The sequence below is a fragment of the Pseudomonas sp. ASL9 genome, assembly GCF_056680335.1.
Map to the genome: position 1 here is coordinate 3,609,185 of NZ_CM155277.1, position 23,174 is coordinate 3,632,358.

Genomic DNA, 23,174 nt, shown 5'->3' on the forward strand with positions numbered 1-23,174 from the left:
CTCAGACCTCTGCGGCGACGGCGGCGCGATTGAGTTCGGACAACGACAGGTTACGGTCGAACAGCGGCGCCAGGCTTTGGTCATGGCTGACGAACAGCAGGCTGGCCCCGGCTTCGCGGCACTCGGCGAACAGCAGCCGAATAAACGCCTCGCGGGCATCGGCGTCCAGTGCGGACGTCGGCTCGTCGGCAATCACCAGTTCCGGCTGGCCGATCAGTGCTCGGGCAGCTGCGACCCGTTGTTGCTGGCCGATGGACAACGAGTCTGCACGGCGACTCAGCAGCGCCGGGTCCTTCAAGCCCAAGTGCGCGAGCAGGGTTGCGGCGGCCTGATCGACACTGCCATGCCGCTGGGTCGCGCGCGCGGTGCGCAGCGAGGAGAAGCGGCAGGGCAACTCGACGTTTTCACGCACTGACAGGAACGGCAGCAGGTTGAACTGTTGAAAAATATAACCGGTGTGATCGACCCGAAAACGGTCGCGGCCTCCAGCCGACAGCTGTGTCAGCTCCTGACCCAGCAGACGAATGCTGCCTCTGTTGGGTTTCTGCACGCCGCCCAACAACCCCAGCAAGGTAGTTTTGCCACTGCCGCTGGGGCCTTTCAAAAACAGAGTTTCGCCCGGTTCCAGGCGAAATTCCGGGATGTCCAGCAACGGCGCGTGACCGGGCCAGGTAAAGCCCAGGTCGGACAGTTCGATAAGTGCTTGGGTCATTTGAGGCATGTTCACAGGTGGTTATCAGAACTTCAGCGTGGCGTTGTCTGGCGTTGCTTCAATACCTTGCTGACCGCTCGGGGCAATCAGTTGTACCTGAATTTTATGAGTGCCGGGAAAGGTCTTGAAGATTTGCGCCAGGTCGAGCTTTTTCAATGCGGACGGTGTGTCACACACGAACTGGTAATGCGCATGAATCTCGCTGTGCTCGTGATGATGTTCTTCCCCACTCTCACCCTTGGCGTGATCATCGTGATGTTCATCTTCGTCGTCATGGTCGTCGGCATCGGGTTTGTCGCCAAACAATGGGCTATTAAGCTTTTGCGTTGCCACCGAGCACTTGGCCGCTGTAGGCAGATTAAACAGCGCCTGGGGCTTGAGCAGCAGTTCACGAGCTTCGGCGACCTTGGCCTTGTCTTCGTCAGTGCTGGCTAGGTGTTCGAAACCGACGATATTCATCGACGGGCTGTCCAGTTCGAACTCCAGTGTCTTGCCATCAAGTACTGCATCCAGCCGTGCCACCCCGTGTTCGTGAGCGCCAAGACTGGCATGCTCCTGTTCTTCCGCGGCATGAGCAATGGCCAATGGAAGCAGGGCAAAGGGCAGGGCGAGCAACAGACGACGCATAAAGAATCTCCGGGTACAGCATGGATGAGAAAAATTGTTATGTGATCTTATAACAATTATTGCTGCATGATACACCGAGTTTCCCATGTGGCGCGTGGGACGCCCAGTCCTTGCCCGCGATCGATCGCTCAGCGGTCGCAAAAAAGGCTGGATTCACCTCCGTCGGAAAGTCCTTCGGCCTTTATCGCAGGCAAGCCAACTCCTACACTGGGTGTTCACTGAATAAGGGAAACAGACCATGTTGCGAATCCGTGGAACCCTCGGCGATTGGCCCGTGGACTTGACCCTGGAATTGGATGAAGGCGACTGGGCCCAGTTGGGTGCCCAATTGCAAGCGGCGAAACCCTTGGCTGAGCAGGCCGCTGTGGCGCCCGTCAATCAAGACGACGCTGTCTGGCAAATCGCCAAAGAATTGCTGCGCAAGGCCGGGCAAATGAGCGGGCCGGATTTGCTCAGTCAATTGGAAGGCCTGACGGGCAGCACTGCCGCAGCAAAGCGCTTGTTGGTGCGCTTGCGCCACAGTACTGAAGTCAACGTCGTGAGCGGCGCAGACACACCGCTCTATCGCTGGGTCAATTAATACAGCGCGGCAAACAGCTTGCGACGGTAAGTGGTCACCAGTGGGTGATCGTTGCCCAACAGGTCGAATACCTGAAGCAAGGTTTTGTGCGCCAGGCCTTCGGCGTAGTTGCGGTTGCGGATGAACAGCTTCAGCAGGCCATCCAGTGCAGCATCGTATTGCTGGCGGGACAGTTGCTGAATCGCCAGTTGATAAGCCGCTTCATCGTCCTGAGGGTTTTGCGCCAGGCGGGTTTTCAGGTCGGCGACGTCTGGCAGGTCAGCAGCCTGGCGCAAAAAGGTCAATTGCGCGCGCGCACCGGCGAGTGCGGCTTTGTGTGCGTCACCGCTGACCGCATCGAGCACGCTCTGCGCTTCCACCAGTTCGCCGCGTTCAGCCAGGCAGCGTGCGTACAGAATCAGCGCCAGCGCGTTAGTGTTGTCTTCGCCCAGCAATGCTTTCAGCACCGCCTCAGCGTCAGCGATCCGGCCTTCGGCGAACAGCGCTTGCGCCTGTTCCAGCGGATCGGCAGCGGCGGGTGGCGGCATTTGCACATGAGGTTCCAGAATCGCACGAATAGCCGACTCCGGTTGCGCACCGGAAAAACCGTCTACCGGCTGACCGTCCTTGAACAGCACCACGGTCGGCAGACTGCGGATACCGAAGCGGGCGACGATGTCCTGCTCGGCGTCGCAATCGACCTTGGCCAGCAGCAATTCGCCCTGGTAGCCCTCGGTGATTTGCTTGAGCAGCGGCATCATCGCTTTGCACGGCGCGCACCATTCAGCCCAGAAATCCACCAGCACCGGCGTGAGGAATGACTGCTGGATAACCAGTTGGTCGAAGTCGGCGGTGGTCGCGTCGAAAATGTACGGGGTGTCCTGGCTCATCGCTCATCTCGGAAATCATTCAATGTCGGCAACTATAAAGGTCCCGGCGCTTTGTCGAAAGCGGGGCGCGTCAGACTGGGTCGCGGCAAGCGTGATAAAGGCTGACGTTGCGAAACTCCGCAGGCTCGGCCAGATCGGGCAGGGTATGGGCTTCAAGCATTGCCAACCGTTTATAAGCCGGATGCTGGAAGTCGCGCACCCGCGAGTCGGCGACCAATGCCTGGCGGCCGCGACTGAGGAAATGATCCAGCAGCGGCAAGTTGGCGCGGTCATACAGTACGTCGGCCACCAGGATCAGATCGAAGCGGTCGGTCTCGGCGAAAAAGTCGGGTGAGTAACTCAGTTGCACGTCATTCAGCCGGGCATTCGCTTGGCACGCGGCGAGGGCCAGTGGGTCCAGATCGCAGGCGACCACTTCCAGCGCGCCGGCTTTGACCGCCGCAATCGCTGCTACGCCAGAACCTGAACCGAAATCCAGCACGCGTTTGCCAGCCACCCACTGTGGTTGCTCGGCGAGAAAACGCGCCAATGCCAGACCGCTGGCCCAGCAGAAACTCCAGTACGGGGGTTCTTCAAGAATGCGCCGGGTTTCTTCCGGGCTGAAGGCGCGATCCATGTTGTCGGCATCAATCAGCCATAGCTTCAGGGCGGTGCCGGGTAGCTCAGTGGCGACCAGTTGCGCATCGCCGAGCAGTTCGCTCAGTGCCTGTTGAAGGTCATGCGGCAGTGTCACGGCGCCGGTACGAATTGCAACGAGCCCATCGCCTGAGTGATGCCTTCTTTAATGCGCACCGACGGCAGGTGCAGTGTCAACTGGCCGGACTGACTGGCACGACCGCGCAGCTCGACGCGCGCACCGGCCGGGAAGGAGTCAGGGTTGAAGCGCAACTGGAACGGCAGGGTTTTGTTGTTGCCAATCAGCGTGGTGCTGGCCAGCAGGCGTTGCGGGCGACTGCGGTCATCAATCACCAGCAGCGCCAGCTCGACTTCCGCACCGGCCGGTACGCCGAGTAATTGGCCGCTCAGTTCCCGTTGATAGGGCATCAGCGGGCCGAGACCAGCAGGGGCTTTAACCACCTGCGGCAGTTGTGGTTTTGCCGCGACAGGTTTGGGTGTCCCACTGCTACAGGCGGCCAGCAGGCCGACAAGACTGAGTAAAAAAAGCGGTCGTAGCGACATGAACGGCTCCAACAAAACAAAAAAATCAGGGGGTGGCGGAGGTAAGCCGTGCAGTATTGCCCAACCGTATAAATTTCATACCGCCTGCCGCGCGTCTATATACCGCAAACTCTAAGTATTGTCTCGCCGGTGGGATGCGCCAGGGGTAGCACTGCAATTAATTGCGGTGCTGGAAATAAATGACGACTCGCCCTACCATGGCCCTCCCTTTTTTTGTTGCCTGCCACCATGCACTGTCCCTTTTGCGGTGCCAACGACACCAAGGTCATCGACTCGCGCCTCGTCGCCGAGGGCGAACAGGTGCGTCGCCGCCGAGAATGCCTGGCCTGCGGTGAGCGTTTCACCACCTTCGAAACTGCCGAACTGGTGCTGCCTCGTCTGATCAAGCAAGACGGCAGTCGTCAGCCCTTTGACGAAGAAAAACTGCGCGCGGGTATGCAGCGAGCGCTGGAAAAACGTCCGGTCAGCGTCGAACTCCTGGAAGCCGCGTTGGCGCGGATCAGGCACAAGCTGCGGGCTACCGGCGAGCGCGAGGTTAAATCCTTGGTGGTCGGTGAGCTTGTGATGGCTGAGCTGCAGAAGCTCGACGAAGTGGCGTACATCCGCTTTGCCTCGGTTTACCGGCGCTTTCAGGACCTCAATGAATTCCGCGAAGAAATTGACCGTCTGGCGCGTGAGCCGGTGAAAGAGTGAGCCTGCCTTCGACTGAGCAGAGCGCTCTCGACCTCCATTACATGGCGCGCGCGCTGGAACTGGCGCGCAAGGGCATCTATACCGCGCACCCGAACCCACGGGTCGGCTGCGTGATCGTGCGTGATGGGCACATCGTTGGCGAAGGCTGGCACGTTCGCGCTGGCGAGCCGCATGCCGAAGTGCACGCGCTGCGTCAGGCCGGTGACAAGGCCAGCGGTGCCACCGCCTACGTCACCCTTGAGCCCTGCAGCCATCATGGCCGTACCCCGCCGTGTGCCGATGCGTTGGTCAACGCCGGTGTCGCGCGAGTAGTTGCGGCCATGCAGGACCCCAATCCCGATGTTGCCGGAAAAGGCCTGCTGCGGTTGATGGCCGCGGGGATCTCCGTGCAGAGCGGCGTGCTGGAAAGCGAAGCCCGAATACTGAACAAAGGTTTCTTGAAGCGCATGGAGCACGGCCTGCCTTATGTGCGGGTCAAGCTGGCGATGAGCCTCGACGGGCGAACGGCCATGGCCAGCGGCGAAAGCCAATGGATCACCGGCCCTGCCGCGCGTTCTGCGGTGCAACGTTTGCGTGCGCAATCGAGCGTGGTGCTGACCGGCGCCGACACCGTGTTGGCAGACGGTGCGCGCCTGACCGTGCGCCCGGATGAGCTGGGCCTGGATGCCGAGATGACCGCACTGGCTGTCACCCGACCACCGCTGCGCGTATTGATCGACGGGCGCCTGCGCGTGCCCCTCGACGCGCCATTTTTTCAGGCTGGCAATACGCTGGTCGTGACCTGCGCGGCCGCTGAAGCGCGTGAGCGTTATCACGCCCAAGGCCATGAAATGCTGGCATTGGCCAGCAGCGAAGGCCATGTTGACCTGCGCAAGCTGATGGTCGAACTGGCCGCCCGTGGCGTTAATGACGTGTTGATTGAGGCCGGGCCGCGACTGGCAGGCGCATTCACTCGGCTAGGGCTGGTCGATGAGTATCAGATTTACATCGCCGGCAAGTTTCTCGGTTCAACGGCTCGGCCGCTGCTCGATCTGCCGTTGGCGCAGATGAGTGAAGCGCCAGCGCTGAAAATCGTTGAAATGCGCGCGGTAGGTGATGATTGGCGAGTGATTGCCATCCCTGCGACCGCTGGCGGCGTATAATTTCCGGCCATCGCCCAGCGTTGGCTTTGTTCTCGTGGAGGACCACATGTTTACCGGCATTATCGAATCCATCGGCAGTATCCGCGCTCTGACCCCCAAAGGCGGTGATGTCCGCGTTTATGTGGCCACGGGCAAACTCGATCTCAGCGACGTCAAACTCGGCGACAGCATTGCGGTGAACGGCGTCTGCCTGACCGCCGTCGAGTTGCCAGGCGACGGTTTCTGGGCCGATGTCAGCCGTGAAACCCTCGACTGCACGGCCTTCGTCGATCTCAAAACCGGTAGCCCGGTCAATCTGGAGAAAGCCCTGACGCCGACGACGCGTCTGGGTGGTCATCTGGTCAGCGGGCATGTGGACGGTGTTGGCGAAGTCCTGTCCCGCGCAGAAAATGCGCGTGCTATCCAGTTCCGCATTCGCGCGCCGCGTGAACTAGCCAAGTACATTTCGCACAAAGGCTCGATCACTGTCGACGGCACCAGCCTGACGGTGAACGCGGTCAATGGCGCTGAGTTTGAACTGACAATCGTCCCGCACACCCTGGCTGAAACGATCATGGCCGATTACCGGCCGGGTCGTAAGGTCAACCTTGAAGTGGACTTGCTGGCACGTTATCTGGAGCGTCTGTTGCTGGGGGACAAGGCCGCAGAGCCAAGCCACTCATCAGGCGGTATCACCGAAAGTTTTCTAGCCACCAATGGCTACCTTAAATCCTGAACCGAAAGGGGGTGCCTTGTGGCGCTCAACAGCATTGAAGAACTGGTTGAAGACATCCGCCTGGGCAAAATGGTCATCCTCATGGATGACGAAGACCGTGAGAATGAAGGCGACCTGATCATGGCCGCCGAGTGCTGCAAGGCCGAGCACATCAACTTCATGGCAAAGCACGCCCGTGGCCTTATCTGTATGCCGATGAGCCGTGAACGCTGCGAAATCCTCAAGCTACCGTTGATGGCGCCGCGCAATAACTCCGGCTTTGGCACCAAGTTCACGGTCTCCATCGAAGCCGCTACCGGCGTTACCACCGGTATCTCCGCCGCCGACCGCGCTCGCACGGTGCAGGCCGCTGCTGCCAAGGATGCCACGGCCGAGGATATCGTCAGCCCTGGGCATATTTTCCCGCTGATGGCTCAGGCCGGCGGTACCCTCGCACGCGCTGGTCATACCGAGGCTGCCTGCGACTTGGCGCGCATGGCCGGTTTCGAACCGAGCGGTGTAATCTGCGAAGTGATGAATGATGACGGCACCATGTCCCGTCGCGCTGAACTCGAAGCTTTTGCTGAGCAGCACGGGATCAAGATCGGCACCATCGCCGACCTGATTCACTACCGGATGATCCACGAACGTACCGTTCAGCGGATTGCCGAGCAGCCTTTGGACAGCGAACTGGGCCAATTCAACCTGGTGACCTACCGCGATTCGGTCGAAGGTGACGTGCACATGGCGCTGACCCTGGGCAACATCTGCGCCGAAGAGCCGACCCTGGTTCGCGTTCACAACATGGACCCGTTGCGCGACTTGCTGATGGTCAAGCAGCCCGGCCGCTGGAGCCTGCGGGCTGCGATGGTCGCGGTCGCCGAGGCGGGCAGTGGCGTGGTGTTGTTGCTGGGCCATCCGCTCAATGGTGACGTCTTGCTCGCGCATATTCGTGACACAGCCGAAAATGTGCCCGTGAAAACCCCGACCACTTACAGCATCGTCGGTGCCGGTTCGCAGATTCTTCGTGACCTGGGCGTGCGTAAAATGCGCCTGATGAGTTCGCCAATGAAGTTCAATGCGATATCCGGTTTCGATCTGGAAGTTGTAGAATACGTGCCCTCCGAATAAAGACCGGTTGGGCGGTGCGCGTGAACACCTTATGGCGTTCATGCTTTCTGCCCGACAGTCTGCAATTGGTGGCCTAAAATCCCTCAAAGCGCGCCGATCGGGCGTGCTTGCTCTTTAAGACGAGACTCACCCGAATGACCCTGAAGACCATCGAAGGTACCTTCATCGCTCCCCAAGGCCGCTACGCCCTGGTGGTTGGCCGTTTCAACAGCTTCGTCGTCGAAAGCCTGGTGAGCGGTGCCGTTGATGCACTGGTTCGCCATGGCGTGAGCGAAAGCAATATCACCATCATCCGCGCGCCGGGTGCCTTCGAAATTCCGTTGGTGGTGCAAAAAGTTGCTCAACGCAGCGAATACGTCGCGATCATTGCCCTGGGCGCTGTGATCCGTGGCGGTACTCCGCACTTCGAATACGTGGCGGGCGAATGCGTCAAAGGCCTGTCTCAGGTTTCCATGGAGTTCGGCGTGCCGGTATCTTTCGGCGTGCTGACGGTTGACACCATCGAGCAAGCCATTGAGCGTTCCGGCACCAAGGCCGGTAACAAAGGCGCTGAAGCTGCACTGTGCGCTATCGAAATGGTCAGCCTGCTGGCACAGTTGGAGGCCAAATGATTTCCGACGAAAGCGACCAGTTCAACCCGCGCGACGAAAAAGATCCTGCAGTCGCCAAGAGCAAAAGCGCCAAGCGTCGCGAAGCGCGTCAGCTTGCGACTCAGGCGTTGTATCAGTGGCACATGGCAAGTCATTCGATCAATGAAATCGAGGCGCAGTTTCGCGTCGATAATGACTTCACTAACGTCGACAGCACCTATTTCCGCGAATTGCTGCACGGTGTACCGTCCAACAAGACCGAGATCGATACTGCCCTCGCGCCTTGCCTGGACATCACCATCGAAGAGCTCGACCCGGTTGAACTGGCGATTTTGCGCCTGTCCACCTACGAGCTGCTCAAGCGCGTCGACGTGCCGTATCGCGTTGTGATCAACGAAGGCATCGAGCTGGCGAAAGTCTACGGCTCCACTGACGGCCACAAGTTCGTCAATGGCGTGCTGGACAAACTGGCTCCTCGCTTGCGCGAAGCCGAAGTGAAGGCTTACAAGCGCTGAGGCGCTGGGTGGGCGGTGCCTGATCATCGTTCGGCACCTTTCCACTCCAGATTCCAGGCGTGTGCATCCTATGGGTGAGTTCGAGCTGATCCGCAATTTCTTCGCCGCTGCGCCGTGTGCGCAAGCGGGCGAGGGCGTTGCATTGGGCATTGGCGACGACTGCGCCTTGCTGACTGTTCCCGCTGGCGAACAGTTGGCGATTTCTACTGACACCCTGGTTGCCGGGGTGCACTTCCCCGATGCCTGCGATCCCTTTTTACTTGGCCAGCGCGCCCTTGCGGTGGCTGCCAGTGATTTGGCCGCCATGGGCGCAACCCCGCTGGCGTTCACCCTGGCCCTGACCCTGCCCGACGTCGATCCTGACTGGCTGCAAGCCTTCGCGCGCGGCCTGAACCTGATGGCGCAGAACTGCGCGTTGCGCCTGGTGGGCGGCGACACCACGCGTGGGCCCTTGACCCTGACGCTGACCGTGTTCGGGCGCGTGCCTGCGGGTCAGGCGCTGACCCGCAGGGGTGCCCGGCCGGGTGATCTGCTGTGTGTCGGTGGTCCGCTGGGCGATGCGGCGGGTGCTTTGCCGCTGGTGTTGAGCCAGCGCAGTGCCGAGGCGTCTGTTGCTCAGGTATTGCTGGCGCACTACTGGTCGCCGCAGCCACAGTTGGCGCTGGGGATAGCCTTGCGCGGCAAGGCCACGGCGGCACTGGATATCTCCGATGGGTTATTGGCCGATTGCGGGCATATCGCTCAGGCGTCCGGCGTGGGTCTGGTGGTCGAGCGGGATGCAGTGCCGCTGTCGGCGTCACTGACAGCATTTCTTGGGCTGGAAGCCGCTCGGAACGCGGCACTCAGCGGTGGTGATGATTATGTGCTGGCGTTTACGTTGCCAGCAGCGCACCTGGCCGGGTTACTCGCCGCAGGGTTGTCGGTGCACGTGGTCGGCCGGGTCGTGGCAGGGCAGGGTGTGACCGTGGTCGATGCCGATGGACAGGATGTCACCCCGTTGATTCGGGGCTATCAACACTTTCAGGAGACTCCGTGACAGATCATTCTAAGCAACAGCCGGCGGATCGCGTCCCACCTTCGGTGTGGACCAATCCCTGGCATTTTCTGGCGTTTGGTTTCGGCTCCGGTACGTTGCCCAAGGCTCCGGGTACCTGGGGTTCGCTGGTCGCACTGCCGTTCATTCCCCTGTGGCAGATGCTGCCCGATTGGGGCTATTGGCTGATGCTGGGCATCACCATACTGTTCGGCTTCTGGCTGTGCGGCAAGGTGGCCGATGACCTGCGCGTGCACGACCACGAGGGCATCGTCTGGGATGAAATGGTCGGCATGTGGATAACCCTTTGGCTGGTACCTGAAGGGTGGTATTGGCTACTGGCGGGTTTTTTGCTGTTCCGCTTCTTCGACATCCTCAAGCCGTGGCCGATTAGCTGGATCGATAAACACGTACAGGGCGGCCTGGGAATCATGCTCGATGATGTGCTGGCCGGCGTTTTTGCCTGGTTGTGCCTGCAGGCGTTAGTGTGGGCATTTGTTTAACGGTGATAGATGTCTCCGGACCATTGATCGAGCATCTCGATCTTGATAGGTGATAATTCAGCCTAAGCGTCTGTAGGACGCTGCTGTTACAATGCTGCCTCTGCGAATCTCCAGTCCCATCATGATCAGGAGCACAACGGTGCCCGTCGTCTTTGTTGCCGCTTCCAAGCTGCCTACCCCTTTTGCGCAATTCACCATGCATGGCTTTCTCGAGTCGGCAACCGGGCGCGAGCACATTGTTCTCAGTCTCGGTGACGTGGCTGATGGCGAGCCAGTCCTGGGCCGATTGCATTCCGAATGCCTGACCGGTGATGCCCTGTTCAGTCAGCGCTGCGATTGTGGCTCGCAACTTGAAGCTGCATTGCGTGCCATCGCTGCCGAAGGCCGTGGTGTGTTGCTGTATTTACGTCAGGAAGGTCGCGGCATCGGCTTGTTGAACAAGATTCGCGCCTATGAATTGCAGGACGGCGGGGCTGATACCGTTGAAGCCAACGAACGTCTGGGCTTTGCTGCTGATCAGCGGGATTACGCGATCTGCCTGCCAATGCTCCAGCACATGGGTGTCAAATCCCTGCGCTTGATGACCAACAACCCGCGTAAGGTCAAAGCCTTGACCGACATGGGGATTACCGTTACCGAGCGCGTGCCGCTGCACACCGGGCATAACCCGCATAACAAGGTGTATCTGGCGACCAAGGCCGGCAAGCTCGGGCACATGATGGGCAACGAGCACCTGGACGAGGCTGATCACGCGTGACGCGAAACAATGTACGTCGTCGGTTGGCGCTGGCCTGGTGGTGGCAACTATTCCTGACGCTGGCCCCGCTGCTTGTCGTCAATGGGTTTTTCGGCAGCAGTGAACCCATTATTCCCGTGCTGGCAATGCCGATGTTCATTGCTGGCATCGCATCGATGTTTGTCAGCTTGCGCTTCTTTGGCGCCTACAAGCGCGCCTTGATCGCCACTGAAAAAGCCCTGAATACCCCTGAAGAGCCCGCTGCCTGGATCGAATTGGCCGCGCGTCGGCGTAGCGCTTTTCTGGCTGCCGGTCTGCCTGCATGGATCGCCGCTCTGGCGGTATTCGTCGGGCTGGAAGCGGTGCCGCTGTTTCTGTTGGGGTTTTCCAGTGTGGTGCTGCTGTACCTCTATCGCATCCCCCGCCAATTGGGCTAATGAACCGGCTCTTCGCATGCCTGCTGCTGGCGTTCGTCAGTCCGACACAGGCTGTCGAACGGGTGGTCAGCCTTGCGCCATCCCTCACTGAAATCGTTGTCGAACTGGGCGCAAGCGACCTGCTGGTTGGCGTGCTCGATGGTGGCGAACGTCCGGCCAGGGTGGCCGGGTTGCCGTCAGTCGGTCGCTACGGTCAGTTGGAAATGGAGCGCCTGCTTAGTCTCAAGCCCGATTTGTTGTTGCTCTGGCCCGGCAGTGTCGGGGTTGCCCAGCGCACGCAATTAAAGCACCTGGGCATCCCGACCTATACTGTCGAACCGCAAAATCTCGACCAGTTGGCGGCTCAGTTTGAGCAAGTCGCGGTGCAGTTGGGGCGCGCGGAAGCCGGACAACGAATGGCTCAGGCGTTTAGTGCGCGGTTGAACACACTGCGCCAGCGTTACCGGCGCGATGTACCGTTGCGGGTGTTCTATCAGGTGTGGGACCGGCCGCTGTACACCGTTGGCGGCGGGCAGATCATCAGCGATGCGCTGAAGGTCTGTGGGGGTGAAAATGTGTTTGCCGACCTACCGCTTCCGGCACCGCAGGTCAGCCTGGAGTCGGTGCTGCAACGTAATCCCGATATCATCCTGGCAAGCAGCACCGCACAGCTCGATGCCTGGCGTGCGTGGCCACAGGTCACGGCCGTTGCTCATCACCAGCTGTTGCAGGTTCCGGATAACGGCCTGGAGCGCCCCAGCGGACAAATGCTCGGCGCCCTCGAAAAACTCTGCGCGGTGATGGCGCCGGAGCGGTAACGATGGCGGGTTGTCAGGTGCACCGCGTCCGCTGCGAAAGCGTTGGATCAGGCTCAAATATTCCGCAAGTCATGACGCTCTTCTTTACACGACCGGCCTCTTCGCAGGCAAGCCTGCTCCCACAGTGGGGCTGCGGTGTTCCTGCATCCTGTGGGAGCAGGCTTGCAACTACGCGTCCCGCTGCGAATAGGTGCGTTGCGAGAGGTGTCTGGCGACTCTGATCGTTTCAGTGTTTACAGCGCGGGTGTCCAGGTCAGGCCCAGCATCCAGGTGCGACCTTCTTCGCGATAGCCGTAGTTGCTGCCTTCGAAGCTGTAGAGCGTTCGGCTGTAGCGTCTGTCCAGGGCGTTATCGAGTTTCAGGTCCAGTTTGATTTCATTGCTCACCCTCCAACTGCTGCGTAAGCCAAGCAGGGCGTAGCCGCCGATGGGCTGCAGATTGTTCTCGTCGTTGTAGCTGTGGCTGAAGGCTTGCCACGTGGCGCCGAGGCCCAGTTGGTCGAACTGACGATCCACGTCCAGACTGAGCGTCCGCCGAGCACGGCGGTTCAGGGTGTGGCCGGTGTCACGGTCACGCGGGTCGATAATGGATAACCCCAGGCTGCTCTGCCAGCCGAACAGCTCCTGGTGCAGCGCGGCTTCGACGCCGTTGATTCGCGCCGAGCCGAGGTTTTGCGGGCGGTAGTTGCTGTCCAGCGCAATCGCGTCCTGCAAGTCGGTGCGGTACAGCGACGCTTCCAGGCGACTGGTCTCGGTCAGGCGGCTGCGCCATTGCAGTTCGTAACTTTTTGAGTGCTCGGGCTTCAGGTTGGGGTTGCTGAAGTCGGGGTAATACAGGTCGTTAAAGGTTGGCGCACGAAACCCTTCGCTGTACGAAAGCAGCACATCGTTGTCGGGATTAACCGGCACAGTCAGCGTGCCACTCCAGGTGTTCTGCCCGCCGAACTGCTGGTTCTGATCGCGACGCAATCCCAGTTCCGTTGAAAAACGTTCGCTCTGATAGCGATGCTGGATAAACGCTGCACGATTCCAACGGCTGTCCTCATCGAATGCCGTGCTGCTGTTGACCCGGTCTTCGTACCAGTCGGCGCCCAGTATCAGGCTGTGCCGATCAGTGAACGTCAGGGTGTTCTGCCAGTTGGCCGAGTCGCGGTAGGTGTTGAAGACGCTGCGTTCATCGCTGAGGGTGTCGAGGGACTTTTCGCGGTTTTCGCTGTGGCCCAGCTCCAGGCGGGATTTCCAGTGCTCGCTGAGTCTCACGTCGACATACGTGCCGATGCTGCTCAGGTCGAACTCACTGTACGGTTTTTGCCCAACACTGCTCTGCGTGGTGGCGTCGAAGCGGCCGAAGCTGTTGTCGAATTCGGTCTTGCCCCGGTTATCCAGCAGGTTCAGGCCGATTTCGACATCCTCGTCGAGCTGATGGCTGAGGTTCAGGCTCAGCGACTTGTTGCGATAGGCATCGTTATCGCCGTCGCTGGCGAAAGACTGCTGGGTTCGGTTGATCCCGGCACTTTCATCAAGGCTGGCGCCAAGATTGAAATGGGTCTGCTGATCACCACCGGACAGTCCCATGCTGCGCTGCCAACTGTTGTTGCTGCCGTAACCCACCTTCAGGCGCGGTTCCAGACCCTGCTCAGCACCCCGCCGGGTAAAGATCTGAATCACCCCGCCAATCGCGTCCGCGCCATAGATCACCGCGCGTGAACCGCGCAGCACTTCCACCCGCTCGATCTGATCGACGTTGAGAAACTGCAGGTTGCTGTCAGCCGAGGTGGCGTTGGCGATGCGTTGTCCATCAACCAACACCAGACTTTGCGCCGACTTGGTGCCGCGAATGTAAATTCCCGGAAGACTGCCGCGACCGCCGCTGGGCGCCACCTGCACGCCGGGTACGCGGCTGAGCAGGTCGGTGACGCTGGTGGGTTGCAGGCGCTCAATGTCGTCGCGGGTGAACACGTTGCTCGCGGCGCTACTGGCGCTGCGCTCTTCAACCTGGCGGTTGGCGCTGATCAGCATGTCCGGCAATTTCAGCGCGGCGTCGCGCTCAGGGGTATCGGCCAGTGCTTCAGCGGCAGGCAATAACGAAAGGGTCAGGGCAAGGTTGCGCAGAGTCATTGGGGTCGCATAAAGCAAAGCCGACGCACGACACGGGTTAACGAGTCGTGCGCGGTTTCAAAGGGGCAGGCTTAGCGTGAAGCCTGTTCGATCAGGTGCAGACGCTGTTGGATCGATGCTTCGATACCCGTCGTGTCCAACCCGCATTCAGCCAGCATTTGCGCGGGCTTGGCGTGTTCGACATAGCTGTCCGGCAAGCCCAGGTGCAACACTGACTTGAGGATGTTTTCGCGGGCGAGAAATTCGCTGACCGCAGAGCCAGCGCCACCCATGATCGCGTTTTCTTCGATCGTCACGAGCAGCTCATGGCTGGCCGCCATCTCTCGAACCAACGCTTCATCCAGGGGTTTGACGAAACGCATGTCGACCACCGTGGCGTTCAGCGTTTCAGCGACCTTGAGGGCTTCGGCCAGTTGCACGCCAAACACCAGTATCGCGACGTTCTGACCGGTGCGACGAACCACGCCCTTGCCGATTTCCAGCGGCTCAAGGCTGCTGTCGATCACTGCATTCGGGCCGGTGCCGCGTGGGTAGCGCACTGCCGCCGGGCCTGAATACAGGTAGCCGGTGCTGAGCATTTTGCGCAGTTCATTCTCGTCGCTGGGGGTCATGACCAGCATGCCGGGAATGCAGCGCAGGTAAGACAGGTCGAAGCTGCCTGCATGGGTCGGGCCGTCTTCGCCCACCAGACCTGCGCGGTCGATGGCGAACAGGACGTCGAGATTCTGCACGGCCACGTCATGGATCAACTGGTCATAGCCGCGTTGCAGGAAGGTGGAGTAGATAGCCACCACCGGCTTGGCGCCTTCGCAGGCCATGCCCGCAGCCAGCGTGACCGCGTGCTGCTCGGCGATAGCGACGTCGAAGTAGCGCGCCGGGTAGCGTTCGCTGAACTCGACCAGGTCCGAGCCTTCTTTCATGGCTGGCGTGATGCCGACCAGGCGTGAATCGGCTCGCGCCATATCGCACAGCCATTGGCCAAACACACCGGAATACTTCGGCCCGCTGGCTTTTTTCGGCGCAACGGCAGGGGCGTCCAGCGGCTCCAGCTTTGTGATCGCGTGGTAGCCGATCGGGTCAGCCTCCGCCGGGGCGAAGCCTTTGCCTTTTTTGGTCACGACGTGCAGGAACTGCGGGCCTTTAAGGTCACGCATGTTGCGCAAGGTCGCGATCAGTGTCGGCAGGTCATGGCCGTCGATCGGGCCGATATAATTCCAGCCCAGCTCTTCGAACAAGGTGCCGGGGACCAGCATGCCTTTTGCGTATTCTTCGGTACGGCGGGCGATTTCCCAGGCGCCAGGCAGGCGCGACAGTACTTTTTTACTGCCTTCACGCATGCTTGCATACGTGCGACTGGAGAGGATTTTCGCCAGGTAATTCGACAGCCCACCGACGTTGCGCGAGATCGACATGTCGTTGTCGTTGAGGATCACCAGCATGTCGGCGGCCACTTCCGGCGCATGGTTCAGCGCCTCGAAGGCCATACCGGCGGTCAGCGCGCCGTCACCGATCACGGCGATGGTCTTGCGCGAGCTGCCTTGCAGGCGGGAAGCCAGGGCCATGCCCAGCGCTGCGCTGATAGAGGTGCTGGAGTGGCCGACGCCAAAGGTGTCGTACTCGCTCTCGCTGCGACGCGGGAAGGCTGCGATGCCGTCCTTTTGGCGCAGGCTGCCCATCCGGTGCCGACGGCCCGTCAGGATTTTGTGTGGATAGGCCTGATGGCCCACGTCCCAGACCAGGCGGTCGTCCGGTGTATCGAAGACATAGTGCAGCGCGACCGTCAGCTCGATGACACCCAAGCCAGCACCGAAATGCCCGCCGGTCTGACCTACGGTGTAGAGCAGCTCCTGGCGCAGTTCATCGGCCAGGGTTTCCAGCTCAGCCTCTGCCAACCGACGCAAGCCATCTGGCGTTGCTGCGCGGTCGAGCAGGGGCGTAGTCGGGCGCTCGCGGGGAATCTCTTTGAACGTCGTGGGCATCAGGCGAATCGATATAAGTAAAAGAGGCGGCAGTTTACCTGATGCAACGCAAGCTGCCCACGAAGCACGGCAGAGGATGATCAGACAGTGGCGTTAATCTCATCGTTTTCCAGACCTGACCGTTGTCTGTCAGCTCGTTGTTGCGGCGTATTTTAGCTGCGGCGTGCAACGATATAACGCGCAAGGTCGCGCAAGGGCTCTGCCGCCGCGTCGAACGGTCGCAGGGCATCCAGCGCCTGATCGCGCAGTTCCAGGGCATAGCCTTTGGCAGAGTCCAGGCCTAGCAGGGACGGGTAGGTCGGCTTGTCGCGGGCAATATCGGCGCCCTGGCGTTTGCCTAGGGTGGCGGTATCGCTTTCGACGTCGAGAATGTCGTCCTGCACCTGAAAAGCCAGACCAATGGCCCGGGCATAGTGTTGCAGGGCTTTGAGTTCGGCTTCTTTGGCGTAGCCACTGGCCAGGGCGCCGAGTGTGACGCTGACTTCGATCAAGGCACCGGTTTTATGCCGGTGCATAAAGGCCAGTGCAGCCTGATCGAGCTTGAGGCCCACCGAGCCAAGATCGATGGCCTGACCACCCACCATGCCCGCCGGGCCAGCGGCCAAGGCCAACGCGCTGACCATGCTCAAGCGGGTTTCGGCATCTTGCGGGGTCAACAGGGGGTCGAGCAAAACACTGAACGCCAGGCTTTGCAGGCCGTCACCGGCCAGAATCGCGCAGGCTTCATCGAAGGCTTTATGGGTGGTGGGCTGGCCACGGCGCAGGTCGTCATCGTCCATCGCGGGCAAATCGTCATGCACCAGCGAGTACGCGTGGATCAGTTCCACCGCGCAGGCCGCGCCATTGGCGCGCTCCGGGTTGGCCCCCAAGGCTTCGCAGGCGGCATAGGCGAGCAGCGGGCGCACGCGTTTGCCGCCGTTCATCACGCTATAGCGCATGGCGGCATAGAGGCGGGTCAATTCGGGGCTGGGTGCCTGAAACAGGCCGTCGAGCGCCGCATTGACGCGGGCCTGACTGCGGGCCTGATAAGCGGCAATCATTCCGGCTGGTCCGCGTCGAAGGGCTCTTCAGCCAGTTCGCCGTCGCGCTCGAGCAGCACCTGCACCTTCTGTTCGGCCTGCGCCAACGCGCCCTGGCAGTCGCGGGTCAGGCGGATACCTTGTTCGAAGGCGGTCAACGAATCTTCCAGCGACAGCTCGCCGTTTTCCAGGCGCTCAACCAGCGTTTGCAGATCAGCGAGGGACTGTTCGAAATCCAGTGCAGCTTTCTTGCGGGCCATGGCGGCTATCTCGGTAACGTTTAACCGGCGCGACACTAGCAGAGCGAGGGCTTTGGGGCAAATCAAGGACGCTTCTCAGAGGTCATAACGCTACGCCAAAGGGCCGCGTCTCGTCTGCTCGGGGTGGCCTTTTCGTGGGAGATACCCCGCCAGCGCGATCGCGCCGACGAGGTGTAACGCTTACAGCCAGGGATGACGCGGCGGCTTGATGTCATTCAGTACATAGTTGCCGATCGCGTGGAACTTCCAGCGTACGGGGTCGTGCAGGGTGTGGGTGCGTGCGTTGCGCCAATGACGGTCGAGGCCATACTCCTCCAGCGTGGCGCGGGTGCCCGCCAGTTCAAACAACTTGTTGCTGGCCAGGAGTGCGGCCTCGGTGGTGAGGATCTTGGCTTCCGCCGTACGGATCGAGGCTAAAGCGACGCTGTCTTCGCTCGGTTCAAGCAGCGCATGGTCGATGGCGTCGGCAGCCAGATCGAGGAGCGCCTCTGCCGCGTGCAGACGAACCTGGATATCGCCGACTTGTTGCAGGATATACGGGTCATCGGTGGCCTTTTCCTGACCGGAATCGATCCATGGCCGAGTGAAGCTGCGCACATATTTCAGGGTGTCTTCCAGGGCGCTGCGGGCCAGCCCGGCGTCAATGGCTGCCTGGAGGAACTGGGAGATCGGCCCGGCGGCGGTGGGGTTGGCAAATGCACGCCAGATCGGGATCACATGACTGGCAGGTACGCGGACCTTGTCGATCAGTACCGTGCCGCTTGCGGTGGTGCGCAGGCCGAAGCTGGACCAGTCATTGACCACCTTGAGTCCTGAGGCATCGCGCGGGACGATTGCCAGGTGCGGCAAACCTTCATCATTGACCGCGACAATAGGAATCCAGTGCGCCAGCAAGGCCCCGGTGGAGAAGAACTTTTGCCCTTCGACGATGAAGTCGTCGCTCTCTGCGCTGATTTTGGTCTGGAACTCTGTAACGTTGCGTCCGCCACGTTCGGAGAAGGCGTTGCCGAAGCGAGTACCCGACAGCGCGAGGTCAAAGAAGACGCGCTTCTGCTCCTCAGTGCCGTCCAGTGCGATGTGGACGAGAATGGCGAAATGGTTCTGAGGCAACTGCCCGAGCGAGGCATCAGCGGCCGCGATTAGTTTAAATACTTCGGCCACCGTGCGGTAACTGGCCCCTAAGCCGCCGTACTGCTTGGGCACGATGATGCTCCACAGCCCGCTTTGCGAATAAGCGTCCAGTTCAGCGAATGGCAGTCGGCGTTCGCGGTCGCGCTGGATGGTTTCTTGGGCGAACTGGTCGGCCAGGCGCTTGGCGGTATCGATGGCCTGGGCCTCGCTTCCGATGCGAGTAGCGGGTGTTTTTGACTGGATTTGCAGGTACGGATCGCTCTGAGTGTCAGTCGCAGCGTTGGGTAGTACGCTCATGATGATTTCCTTTAGAAACGGTAGCCGAGGTTGAGGCTGTAGATAGTGGGATCGACATCGACATTGCCGACCTTGGTGCCGGCGATTTTCACGTCGCTGTTGATCTTCGCGTAGCGCACATCGGTGCCCACACTCCAGTGCTCGTCGATGGCCACATCCACGCCCGCCTGGAAGGCTGGACCCCATGAATCGGAGAGCTCAAGTTTGGCGCCGCTGTCCAGGTGCTCGTCGAGGAAGTGGGTGTAATTGATGCCTACGCCTACGAAGGGCTGCACTTTGGCGCCGGGCAGGAAGTGGTACTGCAGCGAAACAATCGGTGGCAGGTGGCGGGTGCTTCCAACAGTGTCTCCGTTGAGCTTGAGGTCGTGCTTGAACGGCAAACCGCCCAGCACGTCGACGGCCCAGTGGGGGGTAATGTAGTAATCGATGTTGAAGGTTGGGCCGACAGAGCTGCCGATGTTTATCTTGCCGGGCGAGATGTTGCCGGGGTCGGAGGTCGGCACAATGTCGCTGATACCTACGCGCACTTGCCATGGGCTTTCTGCGTAGACCAGTGGTGCCGCGAGACATAACAGGGCCCTAAGGGCTGTACGTCTTAGCCTGCGATACTGCATAAAGAACTTCCTTGCTTCCAGGTGTAACGGACAGCGTGTTATGAACGCCGACAGGGTTTGCTCCACCACGTCCGTACATCCGGTATGCAGGGCAGCACAAGACCTTTTGCAGGCTTCGTGCCATGTATTAACATATTGTTTTTAAACGATTTATTTCGGATATGGTTAAGCGCAAGTGTCTGTCGAGTGACAGTGTTGATGAAGTTCTGTTGCTGGCCCGACAGTCGGTTTTTTGCTGCGCACAATAGAAAAAGGCCAACGCAAGCGCTGGCCTTTTTGGGGGTTGATATCAGACTTTTCAGGCGGTTTGCTTGCTGCCACCCCCAATCTGCCAGACGTAGGGCGGCTCGGTGCCGTTGATTTCCCAGTCGCCGATGATGCGCTCCTTGTAGATCAGCGGATTGTGCGAGGCCGCTGTGCGGGCATTGCGCCAGTGCCGGTCGAGTTGCTTGGTGGTGCTGGTGGCCGACGCGCCCAGTGCGTTGAACAGGTCGCTGGTGGCGCGTAGCACCAGTTCGGCGATTGCCACTTGCGCCTGGGCAGACTCCAGCTCTGCGGCGATGTTGGCATCACGCTCTGCGTGTTCGTCCTTGCCGAAGTGTGCGACGTAGGCCCGCTGTGAGGCGTGCACGGCACGGATTGCGGCAGCTTCGGCGGCGTAGACCTGGGCCGAAGCCTTGCCCACGACCTGCTGGACCTGTGCATCTGCGCTGGCTGACGACGCGTTGCCCGTGCTGAAAATGCGTGTGCGCGTGCGCACTTCCTCGGCGATGTCGCGCACGGCGGCACGCCCCGCCCCTACCAGTACGGCCAGCAGCGTCAATTGATAGAACGCTGTCTGGTATTTGAAGCGGGTAGAGAAATCGATGATGTTCTCTTCTTCGACCACTGCGTTCTCGAATACCGACGTGCCGCTGCCGGTCGTGCGCTGACCGAAGCCATCCCAGTCGTCGCTCTGACGGACGCCCGGTTGCTGGACCCTGACAGCCGCGATCACATCTGCGCCGTTGTCATCGCGCTGGGCATACACGTCGATCCAGTCGGCGAAAAGACTGCCGGTGCTGTAGAACTTGGTGCCATTCACCACCCACTGCTCACCCTGGCGGCTGACGCGAGTAATGACCTGGCCGATCTTCACGCCGCCCACCTCGGTCCAGGCATTGCCGACCAGTTCACCGGCGACGAAGCGTTTGAACCAGACGATCTGGGAGTGAGTGGCGTGGGCGTTGAGACGATCCTCGACAAAGGCCAAGTGGCCACGCAGCGTCTGCGGCAGATTGGAGTCGGCTTCGGCCAGTTCGATCAGCAACTGGAACAGTTGCGGCAGCGAGGCGCCGGCTCCACCGTATTCGACCGGGATCCGGACCGCGCCGAGACCGGCCTCTTTCAGCCATTTGACCTGCTCGAAGGGCAGTACGCGGTTGCGTTCGCGCTCCACCGCACCTTCGGCGATACGCGCAAAAATCGGCCTGAAACGCGCAGCGAGCTGCTCGTAGTCGGCGCCAAGGGACAGGGGGGTTAAAGGTTGATGACTAGACATTGATTGAACTCCTCTTGGACGGTACTGCGCGTCAGCTCAGGTCGGAAAATTTGGATGGTTTGGTCTTGTCGGTGGCGTTGGCCCTGTCCTTGAACGCACCGCGATATTGAGCTGCAGGGTGATCGGCTGCGGCGTATGCCGAGTCGCCGTCGAGCAGGTTTTCCCGCAGGGTGTTGCCTTCATAGGAGGTACGCACACGGCCCCGACGTTGCAATTCGGGGACGATGTACTCGACGAAGTCCACAAACGTCCCAGGTGTAATGGCGTAGGCCAGGTTGAAGCCGTCGATACCGCCGACATCCACCCAGCGCTCCAGTTCATCGGCCACGGTTTTCGGGCCGCCCACCAGCACGGGGCCAAGGCCGCCAATGCTGCGGTGTTTGATGATGTCGCGCGGTGTCCATTTGCGGTCTGGGTCGGCAGTGGCGAGCAGTTCCAATACCGAGCGGATGCTGTCGTTGTCGATGGCTTCCAGGGGTTGGTCTGGGTCGTACTCGGAGAAGTCGATGCCGGTCCAGCCGCCGTAGAACGACAGCATGCCTTCGCCATTGCTGTAGCTCAGGTAGTCCTGGTACTTGGCCTGCGCAGCCTCATCACTTTCGGCGGTGATTACCGTGAGCAGCGTAAATACCTTCACCGAGTCGCGCGTACGACCTGCCTCCACGGCGCGGTCACGGATGTCATCGGAGACCTCACGCGCTTGTTCAGGAGTGGCCGGGCTGATGAACACGCCTTCGGCATGTTTGGCGGCAAAGGCACGGCCACGGGTGGATGCGCCGGCCTGGAAAATCACGGGCGTGCGTTGCGGCGACGGCTCGGACAGGTGGATGCCGGGCACGTCGAAATACTTACCTTTGTGATCGATGGGATGAACCTTGGTCGGGTCGGTGAAGATGCCTCTCTCACGGTCGCGCAGTACCGCGTCTTCATCCCAGGAACCCTCCCACAATTTGTAGGTGACATCGAGAAACTCGTCGGCAATTTCGTAGCGTTCGTCGTGGGAGATCTGCTGCTTGAGGCCGAGATTGACTGCGGCGCTGTTCAGGTAGGAGGTCACCACGTTCCAGGCCACGCGGCCTTTGGTCAGGTGGTCGAGGGTGGAGAACTTGCGCGCCAAGGCATACGGTTGCTCATAGGTCAGCGCGGACGTCACACCGAAACCCAGGTGTTTGGTCACGGTGGCCATGGCCGGCACTTGAAAGAATGGGTCGTTCACGGGCACCTGATCGGCATCAATCAGCGAGGTTTCCACCGAGCCGCGATAGACGTCGTAGACACCTACAACGTCGGCGATAAACACGGCGTCGAAATAACCGCGTTCGAGCAACTTGGCCAGGTCGACCCAGTAGTCGAGGTCTTTGTATTTCCACGCCTGGCTTTCCGGGTGACGCCATGTGCCAGCGGCCTGGTGGCTAACACACGTCATTTCGAATGCATTGAGGATAATGCGAGATGCCATAGTCGGTTAACTCCTTACTCGATAGGTTCATTAAGCGCACGTGGCACGTTGAACGATTGTTTACTGGGAGATTGCACAGTCCGTGCCGAGTCAGGAGAGCGAGGTAATACAAGGGCTCTGGCTGTTTTGTTGAGTCAGCAAGTGTTTGCCTGGCAACACTTTGCTGTTTGATTGAGCGATATTAAACAGTGGCGTCCGCCGGTTGTTTGGGCGGTGAGTTGAGGGGGCTTACAGTGCCTTGAGAGGCCTCGCCGCGTCTTCGACGCTGCGCTGTCGCGGAGCAAACTGGGTTGCGATTTGTGTGTCGTGGTTGGTGGTGTGTCAGGTGAGCCGCCTTCGCAGGCAAGCCTGCTCCCACAGGATTTTGATCTGCCTTTGGGTTTTTGTGTGAATTGAGTATCGAATTACGGCAAGGCCCCTTGCGGCGACCCCCGGAGCAACGCCGGAGCGAGGGAAATCCTCGCCTAAGCGAGGATCCGCATGGAGGGGCAAGCGTTTTGGGGTACCTTTTTGTGGTCCG

The 23,174-nt window shown here is 60.3% G+C and carries 25 protein-coding genes; 12 read left to right on the plus strand and 13 right to left on the minus strand.

The features are described 5' to 3' along the window. Window position 1: 1 nt before the first annotated feature. Window positions 2-712, minus strand: a complete 711-nt coding sequence (locus AC1ME2_RS16665; protein WP_480435374.1) for an ABC transporter ATP-binding protein — start codon at window positions 710-712, stop codon at window positions 2-4. Window positions 713-736: 24 nt separating this feature from the next. Beyond that, on the minus strand, window positions 737-1,339 hold the full coding sequence (locus AC1ME2_RS16670; protein WP_480435376.1) for a DUF2796 domain-containing protein: 603 nt from the start codon (window positions 1,337-1,339) through the stop codon (window positions 737-739). 238 nt (window positions 1,340-1,577) lie between these two features. Between AC1ME2_RS16670 and AC1ME2_RS16675 the strand changes: the two genes are divergently transcribed. Further along, the gene (locus tag AC1ME2_RS16675; RefSeq protein WP_480435378.1) at window positions 1,578-1,919 is read left to right on the plus strand and encodes a hypothetical protein; all 342 of its coding nucleotides are present in this window, start codon (window positions 1,578-1,580) and stop codon (window positions 1,917-1,919) included. On the opposite strand, the gene trxA is transcribed toward AC1ME2_RS16675, so the two are convergent. The 3 genes from trxA to AC1ME2_RS16690 form a co-directional block, all read right to left on the minus strand. Next, window positions 1,916-2,788, minus strand: a complete 873-nt coding sequence (trxA, locus tag AC1ME2_RS16680; protein WP_480435380.1) for a thioredoxin — start codon at window positions 2,786-2,788, stop codon at window positions 1,916-1,918. The two genes, AC1ME2_RS16675 and trxA, sit on opposite strands and share 4 nt — an antisense overlap. Window positions 2,789-2,858: 70 nt before the next feature. Then, window positions 2,859-3,521 (minus strand): class I SAM-dependent methyltransferase, encoded by a 663-nt coding sequence (locus AC1ME2_RS16685; protein ID WP_480435382.1) that lies wholly within the window; start codon window positions 3,519-3,521, stop codon window positions 2,859-2,861. After that, window positions 3,518-3,967, minus strand: a complete 450-nt coding sequence (locus AC1ME2_RS16690; protein WP_480435384.1) for a hypothetical protein — start codon at window positions 3,965-3,967, stop codon at window positions 3,518-3,520. Before AC1ME2_RS16690 ends, AC1ME2_RS16685 begins: the two co-directional genes overlap by 4 nt. A gap of 228 nt (window positions 3,968-4,195) precedes the next feature. On the opposite strand from AC1ME2_RS16690, the gene nrdR reads away from it, so the two are divergent. From nrdR to AC1ME2_RS16745, 11 genes are all read left to right on the plus strand, one after another. Continuing rightward, window positions 4,196-4,660 carry a transcriptional regulator NrdR gene (gene nrdR / locus AC1ME2_RS16695; RefSeq protein ID WP_480435386.1) on the plus strand — a complete coding sequence of 155 codons (465 nt, stop codon included), beginning with the start codon at window positions 4,196-4,198 and terminating at the stop codon, window positions 4,658-4,660. Window positions 4,661-4,701: 41 nt separating this feature from the next. Beyond that, window positions 4,702-5,802: a bifunctional diaminohydroxyphosphoribosylaminopyrimidine deaminase/5-amino-6-(5-phosphoribosylamino)uracil reductase RibD gene (gene ribD / locus AC1ME2_RS16700; RefSeq protein WP_480442171.1), complete on the plus strand. Its 1,101-nt coding sequence runs from the start codon at window positions 4,702-4,704 to the stop codon at window positions 5,800-5,802. Window positions 5,803-5,848: 46 nt separating this feature from the next. After that, the gene (locus tag AC1ME2_RS16705; protein ID WP_480435388.1) at window positions 5,849-6,517 is read left to right on the plus strand and encodes a riboflavin synthase; all 669 of its coding nucleotides are present in this window, start codon (window positions 5,849-5,851) and stop codon (window positions 6,515-6,517) included. Between the two features lie 18 nt (window positions 6,518-6,535). Then, complete coding sequence (gene ribBA / locus AC1ME2_RS16710; protein ID WP_480435390.1) at window positions 6,536-7,627, plus strand: bifunctional 3,4-dihydroxy-2-butanone-4-phosphate synthase/GTP cyclohydrolase II; 1,092 nt, start codon at window positions 6,536-6,538, stop codon at window positions 7,625-7,627. 134 nt (window positions 7,628-7,761) lie between these two features. After that, a complete protein-coding gene (gene ribH / locus AC1ME2_RS16715; protein ID WP_480435392.1) occupies window positions 7,762-8,238 on the plus strand; it encodes a 6,7-dimethyl-8-ribityllumazine synthase in 477 nt (158 codons plus the stop codon). After that, entirely contained in the window at window positions 8,235-8,732 is a 498-nt protein-coding gene (nusB, locus tag AC1ME2_RS16720; RefSeq protein ID WP_480435394.1) for a transcription antitermination factor NusB, read from the plus strand. Before ribH ends, nusB begins: the two co-directional genes overlap by 4 nt. A gap of 70 nt (window positions 8,733-8,802) precedes the next feature. Continuing rightward, a complete protein-coding gene (thiL, locus tag AC1ME2_RS16725; RefSeq protein WP_480435396.1) occupies window positions 8,803-9,768 on the plus strand; it encodes a thiamine-phosphate kinase in 966 nt (321 codons plus the stop codon). Further along, a complete protein-coding gene (locus AC1ME2_RS16730; RefSeq protein WP_480435398.1) occupies window positions 9,765-10,268 on the plus strand; it encodes a phosphatidylglycerophosphatase A family protein in 504 nt (167 codons plus the stop codon). Before thiL ends, AC1ME2_RS16730 begins: the two co-directional genes overlap by 4 nt. Window positions 10,269-10,407: 139 nt before the next feature. Then, window positions 10,408-11,025: a GTP cyclohydrolase II gene (ribA, locus tag AC1ME2_RS16735; RefSeq protein WP_480435400.1), complete on the plus strand. Its 618-nt coding sequence runs from the start codon at window positions 10,408-10,410 to the stop codon at window positions 11,023-11,025. Continuing rightward, complete coding sequence (locus AC1ME2_RS16740) at window positions 11,022-11,441, plus strand: MFS transporter (protein ID WP_480435402.1); 420 nt, start codon at window positions 11,022-11,024, stop codon at window positions 11,439-11,441. Before ribA ends, AC1ME2_RS16740 begins: the two co-directional genes overlap by 4 nt. Next, entirely contained in the window at window positions 11,441-12,238 is a 798-nt protein-coding gene (locus tag AC1ME2_RS16745; RefSeq protein ID WP_480435404.1) for a cobalamin-binding protein, read from the plus strand. Before AC1ME2_RS16740 ends, AC1ME2_RS16745 begins: the two co-directional genes overlap by 1 nt. A 233-nt stretch (window positions 12,239-12,471) precedes the next feature. Here AC1ME2_RS16745 and AC1ME2_RS16750 read toward each other — a convergent pair whose 3' ends face one another. The 8 genes from AC1ME2_RS16750 to AC1ME2_RS16785 all read right to left on the minus strand — a co-directional run bounded on the left by AC1ME2_RS16750 (window position 12,472) and on the right by AC1ME2_RS16785 (window position 22,654). After that, complete coding sequence (locus AC1ME2_RS16750) at window positions 12,472-14,355, minus strand: TonB-dependent receptor domain-containing protein (RefSeq protein ID WP_480435406.1); 1,884 nt, start codon at window positions 14,353-14,355, stop codon at window positions 12,472-12,474. A gap of 71 nt (window positions 14,356-14,426) precedes the next feature. Next, window positions 14,427-16,334, minus strand: a complete 1,908-nt coding sequence (dxs, locus tag AC1ME2_RS16755; RefSeq protein ID WP_480435407.1) for a 1-deoxy-D-xylulose-5-phosphate synthase — start codon at window positions 16,332-16,334, stop codon at window positions 14,427-14,429. A 152-nt stretch (window positions 16,335-16,486) separates the two neighbouring features. Then, window positions 16,487-17,374, minus strand: coding sequence for a polyprenyl synthetase family protein (locus AC1ME2_RS16760; protein ID WP_480435408.1), 888 nt, complete (start codon window positions 17,372-17,374; stop codon window positions 16,487-16,489). Beyond that, complete coding sequence (locus AC1ME2_RS16765) at window positions 17,371-17,613, minus strand: exodeoxyribonuclease VII small subunit (RefSeq protein WP_297836734.1); 243 nt, start codon at window positions 17,611-17,613, stop codon at window positions 17,371-17,373. The genes AC1ME2_RS16760 and AC1ME2_RS16765 overlap by 4 nt, the downstream gene beginning before the upstream one ends. A 180-nt stretch (window positions 17,614-17,793) precedes the next feature. Further along, complete coding sequence (locus tag AC1ME2_RS16770; RefSeq protein WP_480435409.1) at window positions 17,794-19,041, minus strand: SfnB family sulfur acquisition oxidoreductase; 1,248 nt, start codon at window positions 19,039-19,041, stop codon at window positions 17,794-17,796. A gap of 11 nt (window positions 19,042-19,052) precedes the next feature. Next, window positions 19,053-19,655, minus strand: a complete 603-nt coding sequence (locus tag AC1ME2_RS16775; protein WP_480435410.1) for an OmpW/AlkL family protein — start codon at window positions 19,653-19,655, stop codon at window positions 19,053-19,055. 298 nt (window positions 19,656-19,953) lie between these two features. After that, the gene (locus tag AC1ME2_RS16780) at window positions 19,954-21,195 is read right to left on the minus strand and encodes an acyl-CoA dehydrogenase family protein (protein ID WP_480435411.1); all 1,242 of its coding nucleotides are present in this window, start codon (window positions 21,193-21,195) and stop codon (window positions 19,954-19,956) included. Between the two features lie 31 nt (window positions 21,196-21,226). Beyond that, the gene (locus AC1ME2_RS16785) at window positions 21,227-22,654 is read right to left on the minus strand and encodes an LLM class flavin-dependent oxidoreductase (RefSeq protein WP_480435412.1); all 1,428 of its coding nucleotides are present in this window, start codon (window positions 22,652-22,654) and stop codon (window positions 21,227-21,229) included. Window positions 22,655-23,174: the final 520 nt, after the last annotated feature.

What these genes read in the sequence shown, in the direction of transcription:
- AC1ME2_RS16665 (WP_480435374.1), bottom strand. Translation starts at nt 712, where the DNA reads ATGACCCAAGCACTTATCGAACTGTCCGACCTGGGCTTTACCTGGCCC.
- AC1ME2_RS16670 (WP_480435376.1), bottom strand. Translation starts at nt 1,339, where the DNA reads ATGCGTCGTCTGTTGCTCGCCCTGCCCTTTGCCCTGCTTCCATTGGCC.
- AC1ME2_RS16675 (WP_480435378.1), top strand. Translation starts at nt 1,578, where the DNA reads ATGTTGCGAATCCGTGGAACCCTCGGCGATTGGCCCGTGGACTTGACC.
- trxA (WP_480435380.1), bottom strand. Translation starts at nt 2,788, where the DNA reads ATGAGCCAGGACACCCCGTACATTTTCGACGCGACCACCGCCGACTTC.
- AC1ME2_RS16690 (WP_480435384.1), bottom strand. Translation starts at nt 3,967, where the DNA reads ATGTCGCTACGACCGCTTTTTTTACTCAGTCTTGTCGGCCTGCTGGCC.
- nrdR (WP_480435386.1), top strand. Translation starts at nt 4,196, where the DNA reads ATGCACTGTCCCTTTTGCGGTGCCAACGACACCAAGGTCATCGACTCG.
- ribD (WP_480442171.1), top strand. Translation starts at nt 4,702, where the DNA reads ATGGCGCGCGCGCTGGAACTGGCGCGCAAGGGCATCTATACCGCGCAC.
- AC1ME2_RS16705 (WP_480435388.1), top strand. Translation starts at nt 5,849, where the DNA reads ATGTTTACCGGCATTATCGAATCCATCGGCAGTATCCGCGCTCTGACC.
- ribH (WP_480435392.1), top strand. Translation starts at nt 7,762, where the DNA reads ATGACCCTGAAGACCATCGAAGGTACCTTCATCGCTCCCCAAGGCCGC.
- nusB (WP_480435394.1), top strand. Translation starts at nt 8,235, where the DNA reads ATGATTTCCGACGAAAGCGACCAGTTCAACCCGCGCGACGAAAAAGAT.
- thiL (WP_480435396.1), top strand. Translation starts at nt 8,803, where the DNA reads ATGGGTGAGTTCGAGCTGATCCGCAATTTCTTCGCCGCTGCGCCGTGT.
- AC1ME2_RS16745 (WP_480435404.1), top strand. Translation starts at nt 11,441, where the DNA reads ATGAACCGGCTCTTCGCATGCCTGCTGCTGGCGTTCGTCAGTCCGACA.
- AC1ME2_RS16750 (WP_480435406.1), bottom strand. Translation starts at nt 14,355, where the DNA reads ATGACTCTGCGCAACCTTGCCCTGACCCTTTCGTTATTGCCTGCCGCT.
- dxs (WP_480435407.1), bottom strand. Translation starts at nt 16,334, where the DNA reads ATGCCCACGACGTTCAAAGAGATTCCCCGCGAGCGCCCGACTACGCCC.
- AC1ME2_RS16760 (WP_480435408.1), bottom strand. Translation starts at nt 17,374, where the DNA reads ATGATTGCCGCTTATCAGGCCCGCAGTCAGGCCCGCGTCAATGCGGCG.
- AC1ME2_RS16765 (WP_297836734.1), bottom strand. Translation starts at nt 17,613, where the DNA reads ATGGCCCGCAAGAAAGCTGCACTGGATTTCGAACAGTCCCTCGCTGAT.
- AC1ME2_RS16770 (WP_480435409.1), bottom strand. Translation starts at nt 19,041, where the DNA reads ATGAGCGTACTACCCAACGCTGCGACTGACACTCAGAGCGATCCGTAC.
- AC1ME2_RS16775 (WP_480435410.1), bottom strand. Translation starts at nt 19,655, where the DNA reads ATGCAGTATCGCAGGCTAAGACGTACAGCCCTTAGGGCCCTGTTATGT.
- AC1ME2_RS16780 (WP_480435411.1), bottom strand. Translation starts at nt 21,195, where the DNA reads ATGTCTAGTCATCAACCTTTAACCCCCCTGTCCCTTGGCGCCGACTAC.
- AC1ME2_RS16785 (WP_480435412.1), bottom strand. Translation starts at nt 22,654, where the DNA reads ATGGCATCTCGCATTATCCTCAATGCATTCGAAATGACGTGTGTTAGC.